2 protein-coding genes, 1 tRNA gene and 2 rRNA genes are annotated in these 2,198 nt (G+C 26.9%); 1 reads left to right on the forward strand and 4 read right to left on the reverse strand.

Features of this window, described 5'->3' with window-relative positions:
- A 16S ribosomal RNA gene (locus KQI86_RS19935) occupies positions 1-97 on the reverse strand; the annotation flags it as partial.
- 475 nt (positions 98-572) lie between these two features.
- Between KQI86_RS19935 and KQI86_RS19940 the strand changes: the two genes are divergently transcribed.
- Entirely contained in the window at positions 573-740 is a 168-nt protein-coding gene (locus KQI86_RS19940; protein ID WP_216441163.1) for an ATP-binding protein, read from the forward strand.
- A gap of 370 nt (positions 741-1,110) precedes the next feature.
- Here the strand turns inward: KQI86_RS19940 and KQI86_RS19945 are convergent, their stop codons facing one another.
- The 3 genes from KQI86_RS19945 to rrf all read right to left on the reverse strand — a co-directional run bounded on the left by KQI86_RS19945 (position 1,111) and on the right by rrf (position 2,197).
- Positions 1,111-1,500, reverse strand: coding sequence for a hypothetical protein (locus KQI86_RS19945; protein ID WP_216441164.1), 390 nt, complete (start codon positions 1,498-1,500; stop codon positions 1,111-1,113).
- A 496-nt stretch (positions 1,501-1,996) separates the two neighbouring features.
- A tRNA-Phe gene (locus KQI86_RS19950) sits at positions 1,997-2,072 on the reverse strand.
- 8 nt (positions 2,073-2,080) lie between these two features.
- A 5S ribosomal RNA gene (rrf, locus tag KQI86_RS19955) occupies positions 2,081-2,197 on the reverse strand.
- Position 2,198: the final 1 nt, after the last annotated feature.

Here is a 2,198-nt window from a genome sequence, read left to right on the forward strand (position 1 = left end):
GCTAGATTCATCCCCGAAGGGATTCCTCTCGCTCGACTTGCATGTGTTAGGCACGCCGCCAGCGTTCGTCCTGAGCCAGGATCAAACTCTCAATTTATAAGTTTAATCATTTGCTCATTCGTTGATTCTCTTTAGAATCGACTGGTTTCATTCCTCTGTTTAATTTTCAAAGACCATTGCCGCTTCAAGCGACTTTTATATAGTATCATTTTTCTTTATCCTTGTCAACAAGTTTTTTTAACTTATTTCTAAGTTTTTTGCTTAGTTCCAAGTTTTTTCTTTCCTTGCGACGAAGATAATAGTATCATGATTTAATTTTTACTATAATGATATTATTGATTGTTACAGAAAATTAAGTCGATTATACTCATTTTTTCATGGTTTTTCTTAATATCTGATATATTGATACGCCAGGAGTAGTATTTTATATAAATTACATATTTAATATAGACAAGCATATCAATACACCTGTCTAATCATTGGGAAACTTTATATCAATATATTCTTTTTACGAATATAAGTTGATGTTACAAACATTTTTAGAATGCTATGAAAAAAGCTAGATTATAATTATGACTAATCTAAGATTTGAAGAATGGCCAAAGATCTTCTACAATGAACTCATGCCAACAGCAATTATAGATAGATTAATTCATAATAGCCAAATAGTACTTTTGTATGGGGATGGTTATAGACTAAAAGAATCCATCTCAAACAAAAAAGAGATATCTCACTTATAAGAGAGTATCTCATATTTTTTACTAAATAATAGTACACTTTTCTATTGATAATACCATCAATAATATAATTTATTTATTATATACATCTCCATTATAAAACGAATCAATATAGTGTTCTATCTCATTTCTCTAGCACTTTAATTCCTTTTTTATAAATACCTTTATCTTGTCACAAGATAACTTTAAATGATTTAATGATTATACTATACATTCAATATCATCAATTAAAAAATTATGTATTGGCTATTATGTTTAATCACATAAACTTTTCTGTTGATTAATTTAATATCATTTTTATAATACTTTAACTCCTTATATATTATATATATCTTTCTCTTTTGTCTAATTTCATATAACTTACTCCATTTACCTAATATACAAACTCATCTGGATCACTATTCTCAATTGTTTCTATTATACTGCTTGTCTCATATTTAGTTATTATTCCTATTTTACTATTCTCTATATCACTAGTTTCTTTTAATAATAGTATGTCCCTTTCTTTTTTATAAATATTGAAATAATTATATATTGCCTTAAAAGATTTATTATCTAAAATTTTTTCATTATTATATATAATTACTATCTTAAAAATATCTTTATCATATATTTCCTCATTAACAAGATTAATAGTCTTAACCGTTGCCTCATCCTTTTTTTCTAACTTATTAATATCAATTTCTACTATTGAGCTAGTTGAATTATTATAATTGTAAATTATGTTATTATTTACTTGAAAATTTAATGCTACTATTAACATGGAATTATTGTTAGCATTATAGTCATATAAGTATTAATTTTATTATATGAAATATTCTTTCTATTATTTTCATTCTGAAAAAGATATCCTATAAACTCATTATATCTATTTAAATCTAACTTATATAATAATTTAATACTCTATTTCCATCATATTCACACATTTTTCTTCAATTTCCTTAGGTATGTCTATTTGTGATTCTTACTTCATAATTTTTATCAATATATTCTTGTACATATAATGATATTAGGGAAATATCCTCCTCTCATATCATATTCTGATAAATCCGGCAATAAAAGTTTCCTATAATATATATCATCTATTTCCTTTTCATTAATCCTATATTTTACCACGAAACATGTCACATAGCCTTACTCTAGATACTATAATAAATAAAAAGCAAAAAAATTTCTCAATTCCTTTACTTTTATAGTTTTTTAACATATTTAATTTTAATACAAAAAATAATAAAGCATATCTTATAAAGATATGCTTTTGGTGGCTCGACCAGGAATCGAACCAGGGACACGAGGATTTTCAGTCCTCTGCTCTACCGACTGAGCTATCGAGCCATATACTAACCTGGCGACGACCTACTTTCCCACAAGGCCTCCCTTGTAGTATCATCGGCGCATTGAAGCTTAACCGTCGTGTTCGGAATGGGAACGGGTGTTACCTTCAAGCCATTATCACCAGAT

The organism is Clostridium mobile (assembly GCF_018918285.1).
Lineage (GTDB): Bacteria > Bacillota > Clostridia > Clostridiales > Clostridiaceae > Clostridium_AW > Clostridium_AW mobile.

Coding starts and splice junctions, on each gene's coding strand:
- KQI86_RS19945 (WP_216441164.1), bottom strand. CDS start 1,500: ATGTTAATAGTAGCATTAAATTTTCAAGTAAATAATAACATAATTTAC.
- KQI86_RS19940 (WP_216441163.1), top strand. CDS start 573: ATGACTAATCTAAGATTTGAAGAATGGCCAAAGATCTTCTACAATGAA.